At 71.0% G+C, this 6,975-nt stretch carries 6 protein-coding genes; 2 read left to right on the plus strand and 4 right to left on the minus strand.

Annotated features, from left to right (window positions below; translation table 11 throughout):
• Nucleotides 1–11: 11 nt before the first annotated feature.
• From A5702_RS24855 to A5702_RS24870, 4 genes are read right to left on the minus strand one after another with little or no spacing between them, the layout of a single operon-like run.
• Nucleotides 12–1,370, minus strand: coding sequence for a TIGR01777 family oxidoreductase (locus A5702_RS24855; protein WP_068224631.1), 1,359 nt, complete (start codon nucleotides 1,368–1,370; stop codon nucleotides 12–14).
• 9 nt (nucleotides 1,371–1,379) lie between these two features.
• The gene (locus A5702_RS24860; protein ID WP_068224647.1) at nucleotides 1,380–2,624 is read right to left on the minus strand and encodes a glycosyltransferase family 4 protein; all 1,245 of its coding nucleotides are present in this window, start codon (nucleotides 2,622–2,624) and stop codon (nucleotides 1,380–1,382) included.
• Between the two features lie 13 nt (nucleotides 2,625–2,637).
• Nucleotides 2,638–4,188 (minus strand): glycoside hydrolase family 57 protein, encoded by a 1,551-nt coding sequence (locus A5702_RS24865; protein WP_156669746.1) that lies wholly within the window; start codon nucleotides 4,186–4,188, stop codon nucleotides 2,638–2,640.
• A 26-nt stretch (nucleotides 4,189–4,214) separates the two neighbouring features.
• Nucleotides 4,215–5,033: a bifunctional 2-polyprenyl-6-hydroxyphenol methylase/3-demethylubiquinol 3-O-methyltransferase UbiG gene (locus A5702_RS24870; protein ID WP_055404312.1), complete on the minus strand. Its 819-nt coding sequence runs from the start codon at nucleotides 5,031–5,033 to the stop codon at nucleotides 4,215–4,217.
• Nucleotides 5,034–5,261: 228 nt separating this feature from the next.
• Here A5702_RS24870 and A5702_RS24875 point away from each other — a divergent pair, with 228 nt between their 5' ends.
• Both A5702_RS24875 and A5702_RS24880 read left to right on the plus strand, forming a co-directional pair.
• Entirely contained in the window at nucleotides 5,262–6,053 is a 792-nt protein-coding gene (locus tag A5702_RS24875) for an electron transfer flavoprotein subunit beta/FixA family protein (RefSeq protein WP_067819204.1), read from the plus strand.
• A 39-nt stretch (nucleotides 6,054–6,092) separates the two neighbouring features.
• On the plus strand, nucleotides 6,093–6,975 hold an 883-nt coding region (locus tag A5702_RS24880), incomplete at its 3' end, for an electron transfer flavoprotein subunit alpha/FixB family protein (protein ID WP_068224650.1).

The following is a 6,975-nucleotide window of genomic DNA, read 5'->3' on the forward strand; positions in this document are numbered from 1 at the left end:
ATGGTGGAGGTCTATTTCTCAGCGTGCCCGAGCAGGTGGCGCAGCGCCTGATCGAGATCGGGCTGGCGAAATCGGTGGCCGGCCTCGGTGAGCTTCGCGGGCACCACCCGCTGGCTTGCGCACGCCAATTCACGCGCGCCCTGCTCGCCGAGCAGGAGCCGGGGCCCCAGCGACGGGACGGGCAGCACCGCGGGGCGGTGCAGCACACCGGCCAGCGCGCGGGTGTACTCGCTGTTGCGAACCGGTTGCGGCGCAACGGCGTTCACCGGGCCCGACAGTTCACCGTCCCAGAGGGCGCGGTGGTAGATGTCGATCAGGTCGTCGATCCCGATCCAGGACAGCCACTGCCGGCCGTCGCCGAGCCGGCCACCCAGGCCGGCGCCGAACAATGGGCGCATCAGCTTCAAGGTGCCGCCGAGCGGCGACTGCACGATGCCGGTGCGCACCCGCACCACCCGCACCCCGGCCTGCTCGGCGGGTGTCGTTGCCGCCTCCCAGTCGTCGACCACGTCGGCGAGGAAGCCATCGCCGCGGTCGCTGTCCTCGGTGAGGATGTCATCGCCCCGGTCGGATCCGTAGTATCCGATCGCCGACGCCGAGACGAGCACCGCCGGGCGGCCCGGGGCGCGGCCCAGCGCTTCGGCCAGCCGCCGTGTTGGCCCGATCCTGCTGTCGCGGACGGCCTTTCGGTGTTTCTCGGTGAACCGGCCGGCGATCGAGGCGCCCGCCAGATGAATGACCGCGTCCACGCCGGCGAAGGCTCCCGGATCGGGATCCTCGGGGTCCCACTGCCGCTCGTCCTCGCCGCGCGGCGCGCGGCGCACCAACCGGATGACGCGGTGACCGCCGGTGCTCAGAAACGCCGTCAGCGCCGAACCCACCAGTCCCGAAGCCCCGGTGACGGCGACGGTCAGGGGCGCCAAACCGCTCGCGGCGGCCAGCCGGTGCGCGGCCAGGTCATCGGCGAGTTGACGGTGCCGGTAGACGAACATGGGCCGCAGCAGCGACGCCGGCGCGGGGGTGTCGACCCGGTCGATCACCCTGGTGCGGCCATCGCCGAGGTCCTCGAAATCGTGAACATGCCTCCACCGCATCGCGATTCGCGCCGGAAGCGAGGTCAGGCCGCCGCTGCCGATTTCGTCGACGAAGCGCCGCGGTGGGTCGTAGCCGTCGGCCTGGTGGACGGCCACCCAGCGCAGCCCGCCGGGCAGGGCCAGCGTCGCCCGCCCGTCCTTGAGCGAGGCGGCCTCGGTGACCAGCCGCATCGGTTGCCACGGCGGCGAGAGCCGGGCGAACGCGCCGGGCCTGGCGTGCCACGCGAACACGTCGGCGATGGGCGCGTCGACCACGCTCGAAAATTCCAGCCCCATCTATGCAGGCTAGCGGTTGGGCAGGGCGTGCTCGACGATGGGCATGCGCGGCTGGGGCTGGCGCTCGCCGCGCTTGGCCGCCAGGTACACCTGCGCGGTCTCGCCGGCCACGGTCTTCCAGTCGAACGCGGACGTGAGCCGTTCGCGGGCGGCGCGGGCGCGGCGCTGCGCGGCCGCCGGGTCGTCGAGCACGGCGCCCACGGCCGCGGCGAGCCCGGCGATGTCCCGGGGCGCGCAGGACACCCCGGTCTGCCCGTTGATCACCGCCTCGCCCAGGCCGCCGATGTTCGACGTCACCAGCGGTGTGCCGGCCGCGGCGGCCTCCAGCGCGACGATCCCGAACGGCTCGTAGTGGCTGGGCAGCACCGCGGCGTCGGCCCGGTGCAGCACCGCAAGCAGGTCGGCATGGTCGAGGTGTCCGACGAAGCGAGTGGCCTTGAGCACCCGATGTTTTCGGGCCTGCTCGACGAGCCAGTCCTGCTGGGTGCCCTCCCCGGCGATGGTCAGCGTGGTGCCGGGATGGCTGCGCCGGATCCGCGGCAGGGCCGCGATGACGTCGTGTACGCCCTTCTCGTACTCCAGCCGCCCGAGGTAGAGCAGCTCGGCCGGCCCGGTCCGCGGCCGCCGCTCGGCGAACGGCCAGCGCGCCGCGTCGATGCCGTTGCGGATGACCGTGATTCCGGCCAGGCCGGGGCCGAAAAGTTCGGTGATCTCGTCGGCCATCGACGCCGAACACGTGATCAGCGAATCGGATTCGCGCACCAGCCAGGACTCCACCGAATGCACCTGACGGCTGATGGCGCCGGACACCCAGCCGGAATGCCGTCCGGCTTCGGTGGCGTGAATGGTGGAAACCATTGGCACGTCGTAGAACTGGGCGAGCGCGATCGCGGGATGGGCCACCAGCCAGTCATGGGCGTGCACCACGTCGGGGCGCCAGGGCCGGTTGCTGCCGCGCTTCTTCAGCGACAAGCCATCGCGGATCATCGCGTGGCCCATCGCCAGCGTCCACGCCATCATGTCGGTGGCGAAGGAGAACTCGTGCGGGTCTTGCGCCGCCGCGATCACCCGGACACCGTCGAGGACCTCGTCCGACGACGGGTGCGTGCTGGGATCGGTGCCCGAGGGGTGGCGGGACAGCACGACGACCTCGTGACCGGCCGCGGCGAGCGCGGTCGACAGGTGATGCACGTGCCGCCCGAGGCCGCCGATGACCACCGGCGGGTACTCCCACGACACCATCAGGATCTTCACGCGGCCGGGCACCTCATCGGGGCAGCCTGCGCGCGTCGAGCGCGCCGAACAGCCCGTCGGCGCGGTTCCATCCCTCGGCCAGCCGCTGCGCGGCGTCCCGCCGGCCGGACGCCAGGGTCCCGGCGATCTCGCGGGTGGCGTGCGCGTGCAGGTGCGCGCGGTAGCGCGCGTAGTCGGCGGCCGAGTCCTTGCTGACCATGAACGGCCAGTCGCTGGAGACGGTGAGCAGGGTCTCGCGCAGGATCTGGTCGGCGACGTGGTCGCGGGGCAGCGGGCCGTCCAGCGACGAGCGCTGCCCCAGCGCCTTGTCGACGGTGCTCAGGGCCGTGTCGACCACTTCGTTGTTCAGCTGGACCAGATCGGCCACCTTGTCGCCGGCCCACACCTGCCAGTCCTTGCCCGACCCCCAGGAACTGGGCGGCAATGCGACTGCGCGCCCGACGAATCCGCCGGCGATGGCGTCGTTCAACGTTCCGACCCGCACGCCCGCGGCGGGCACGGCGCGCAGCACCCGCTGCAACCAGGTCGGGCCTTCGTACCACCAGTGCCCGAACAATTCGGTGTCGAAGGCGGCGACCACGTGGGCCGGCCGTCCGATCCGCTCGGATTCGCTCGTCAGCCGGTTGCGGACCACATCGACGAAGTCGGCGACATGGACGTCGACCGCATGGTCGGCCCGCTCGGGGTCGTAGGGCGCCTTGCCCTCCGACGGGACGTTGCGGCCGGTCACCCGCGCCGGCTTCAGCCCGGTGAGGTGGTCGTAGGTGTGGAAGTCGCGGTAGGCGGCGTGCCCGGGGTAGCCGGACTTGGGCGACCACACCCGATAGCTGACCTGCAGGTCGCGCCCGAACGCCACCACGTCGGTGTCGCCGACCGGTCGGCCCAGCGCGGTGTCGCCGTGCAGCGAGGGCCCGTCGACCATGAAGTGGGTGACGCCCGCGGCGGCGTAGTCGTGTTCCATGCCCGGGGCGTAGGCACATTCGGGCGCCCAGATTCCGCTGGGGCGATGGGCCAGGCGCTGCTGCGGGTCGGCGAGGCCCTCCCGCAGGGCGAACTCGCGCAGCCGCGGCGCGAGCAGCGGCTGGAACGGGTGGGCCAGCGGGCCGCCGAGCAACTCGACCGTGCCGGCGTCGATCAGGCTGCGCAGCAGCGGGCTACCGCCGTGCCGCCATCGGGTGGCGAAGTCCTCCAGCGCCGCGTCCGCCTCGGCGCACTCTCGAATTCCCAAGGCGCGCAACGCTTCCGGTGTGCACGACGGGTAGCCGGCCGACTTCGACCGGGGAGCCGTGCGCACGCTGGCGGCCTCGGCCGCGCGCAGCCGCCAGTTGGCCAGCCAGTGCTGCATGCCGTCGAGGCAGTACGGGTCATCCAGCTGCGCGTTCACCACCGGGGTGACGCCCAGGGTGATCAGGCCACGGCGGTCCTCGTCGGCCAGCGTGGCCAGCACCCGCATCAGCGGCAGATAGGCCGCGGCCCAGGACTGGTAGAGCCACTCCTCGCCGACCGGCCACCGGCCGTGATGGGCCAGCCATGGCAGGTGGGTGTGCAGCACCAGGGTGAACATGCCGGGCACCCGGTCATGCGGATTGCTCACGGCGCCACCGCAATCGCGATCAGATCCAGGCTGTCGTCGATGTCACGCCGGTCGCTCGCGACGATCTCGAAGTCGTCGCACGTCACCGCGGCGACGTCGGCGGCCAGCTCGGGAGGCCACGGTACCCCCTCGTCGCTGGCCAGCGCCAACGCGATCTGCGCGTCGATGATGGAGCCGCCGTGGCGGGCGTCCATCTCCCGCAGCCGCGGCCCGTGAAACAACCCGCTGACCGACACCTCGCGAAAGCCCCCGTCGACCAGCAGCGCGGTCAGCTCGTCGGCGTTCAGCTCGCGGGTGTGGAACGGGTTGATCGGGGTGTCGCGGCCGGGCGAGAAGGTGATCCGGTTCGGGGTGGACATCATCAACAACCCGCCGCGGCGCAGCACCCGCGCGCACTCGGCGACGAATTGTGCTTGATCCCACAGGTGCTCGATGACTTGGAAGTTGACCACAATATCGACCGACGCGTCGGGCAGCGGCAGCTCGGCCAGGTTCGCCCGCATCACCTCCACGCGCGGGTAACGGGCGCGCACGTGGGCCACCGCGGCCTCGTCGTAATCGACGGCGACCACCCGACGGGCGACACCGGCGATCAGGTCGGCGCCATAGCCCTCGCCGCAGCCGGCCTCGAGCACCTCGCGGCCCGCGCAGCGTCCGGCCAGCCGCTGGTAAACCACCTGGTGGCGGCGGAACCAATAGTTCTCGACGTCAAGATCCGGGATGGTGCGCTCGCCCGTCAACGTCAGGACGGGGTCAGCCGCCGGCAACGGATCGCCGGGGCCGCGCCGGGGTGCGTCGGGGATGGTTGCGCTCATCGCATAGGCAGGCTAACGCGAAGTGTCGGATTCGCGAACCGGGAACGGGGCGCCCCCGCTCACGCAGGGTAGGCACGCCGCAAGAACCTGCAGTACGACCCGCTATGGTGTGAAGGCAGGCTGCACAAAGTTACCCGGTAGTAACACGACCGTGCGCTGCTAAACGCTACTGAAAGTCTCGTGGTCGACCGCCGCGGGACTCCTTCAATAGGAGGACGAACCACACTCATGACGAACATCGTGGTCCTGATCAAGCAGGTCCCAGACACCTGGTCGGAGCGCAAGCTGAACGACGGCGATTACACGCTGGACCGCGAGGCCGCCGACGCGGTGCTGGACGAGATCAACGAGCGCGCCGTCGAAGAGGCCCTGCAGATCCGCGAGCGGGAGGGCGGCGAGGGTTCGGTGACCGTGCTGACCGCCGGCCCCGAACGCGCCACCGAGGCGATCCGCAAGGCGCTGTCGATGGGGGCCGACAAGGCCGTGCACCTCAAGGACGACGGCATGAAGGGCTCCTGCGTGGTGCAGACCGCATGGGCGCTGGCGCGCGCGCTGGGCACCATCGAGGGCACCGAGCTCGTCATCGCCGGCAACGAGTCCACCGACGGCTCGGGCGGCGCGGTGCCGGCGATCATCGCCGAGTACCTGGGCCTGCCCCAGCTGACGCACCTGCGGAAGCTGTCGATCGAGGGCGGCAAGGTCACCGGCGAGCGCGAGACCGACGAGGGCGTGTTCACGCTCGAGGCGTCGCTGCCCGCGGTGGTCAGTGTGACCGAGAAGATCAACGAGCCGCGCTTCCCGTCCTTCAAGGGCATCATGGCCGCCAAGAAGAAAGAGGTCACGGTGCTGACCCTTTCGGAGATCGGCGTCGAAAGCGACGAGGTCGGGCAGGAGAACGCCGGGTCGACCGTGCTGTCGTCGACGCCGAAGCCGCCGAAGACCGCGGGTGAGAAGGTCACCGACGAAGGTGAGGGCGGCAACCAGATCTCCCAGTACCTGGTCGGCCAGAAGATCATCTAGACGAGCACAGAACCCACAGACGAGAAGAGCGAAGAAACCATGGCAGAAGTTTTGGTGCTCGTTGAGCACGCCGAAGGCGCACTGAAGAAGGTCACCTCCGAACTGATCACCGCCGCCCGCGCGCTGGGCGAGCCGGCCGCCGTCGTGGTCGGCAAGCCGGGAACGGCCGCGCCGCTGGTCGACGGGCTGAAGGAGGCGGGCGCCGCCAAGATCTACGTCGCCGAATCCGACGACGCCGAGAACTACCTGATCACCCCGGTGGTCGACGTGCTCGCCTCGCTGGCCGAGTCGAACGCCCCCGCCGCCGTGCTGCTGTCGGCCAACGCCGACGGCAAGGAGATCGCGGGCCGGCTCGCGGCCCGGATCGGGTCCGGCCTGCTGGTCGACGTGGTCGGCGTCCAGGAGGGCAATAAGGCGGTGCACTCCATCTTCGGTGGCGCCTTCACCGTGGAGTCGCAGGCCAACGGCGACACCCCGGTCATCACGGTGCGCGGCGGCGCCATCGACGCCGAGCCGCAGGCCGGCGCGGGCGAACAGGTCACCGTGGAGGTGCCCGCACCCGCCGAGAACGCCACCAAGATCACCGCCCGCGAGCCGGCGGTCGCCGGTGACCGCCCGGAGCTGACCGAGGCCACCATCGTGGTCTCCGGTGGCCGCGGCGTGGGCAGCGCCGACAACTTCCACGTGGTCGAGGAGCTCGCCGACTCGCTGGGCGGCGCCGTCGGCGCGTCGCGCGCCGCGGTCGACTCCGGCTACTACCCGGGCCAGTTCCAGGTCGGCCAGACCGGCAAGACGGTGTCGCCGCAGCTCTACATCGCGCTGGGCATCTCCGGGGCGATCCAGCACCGCGCCGGCATGCAGACCTCGAAGACCATCGTCGCCGTCAACAAGGACGAAGAGGCGCCGATCTTCGAGATCGCCG

The sequence above is a fragment of the Mycobacterium sp. E3339 genome (assembly GCF_001666915.1).
Lineage (GTDB): Bacteria > Actinomycetota > Actinomycetes > Mycobacteriales > Mycobacteriaceae > Mycobacterium.

Coding starts and splice junctions, on each gene's coding strand:
- A5702_RS24870 (WP_055404312.1), bottom strand. CDS start 5,033: ATGAGCGCAACCATCCCCGACGCACCCCGGCGCGGCCCCGGCGATCCG.
- A5702_RS24875 (WP_067819204.1), top strand. CDS start 5,262: ATGACGAACATCGTGGTCCTGATCAAGCAGGTCCCAGACACCTGGTCG.
- A5702_RS24855 (WP_068224631.1), bottom strand. CDS start 1,370: ATGGGGCTGGAATTTTCGAGCGTGGTCGACGCGCCCATCGCCGACGTG.
- A5702_RS24865 (WP_156669746.1), bottom strand. CDS start 4,188: ATGTTCACCCTGGTGCTGCACACCCACCTGCCATGGCTGGCCCATCAC.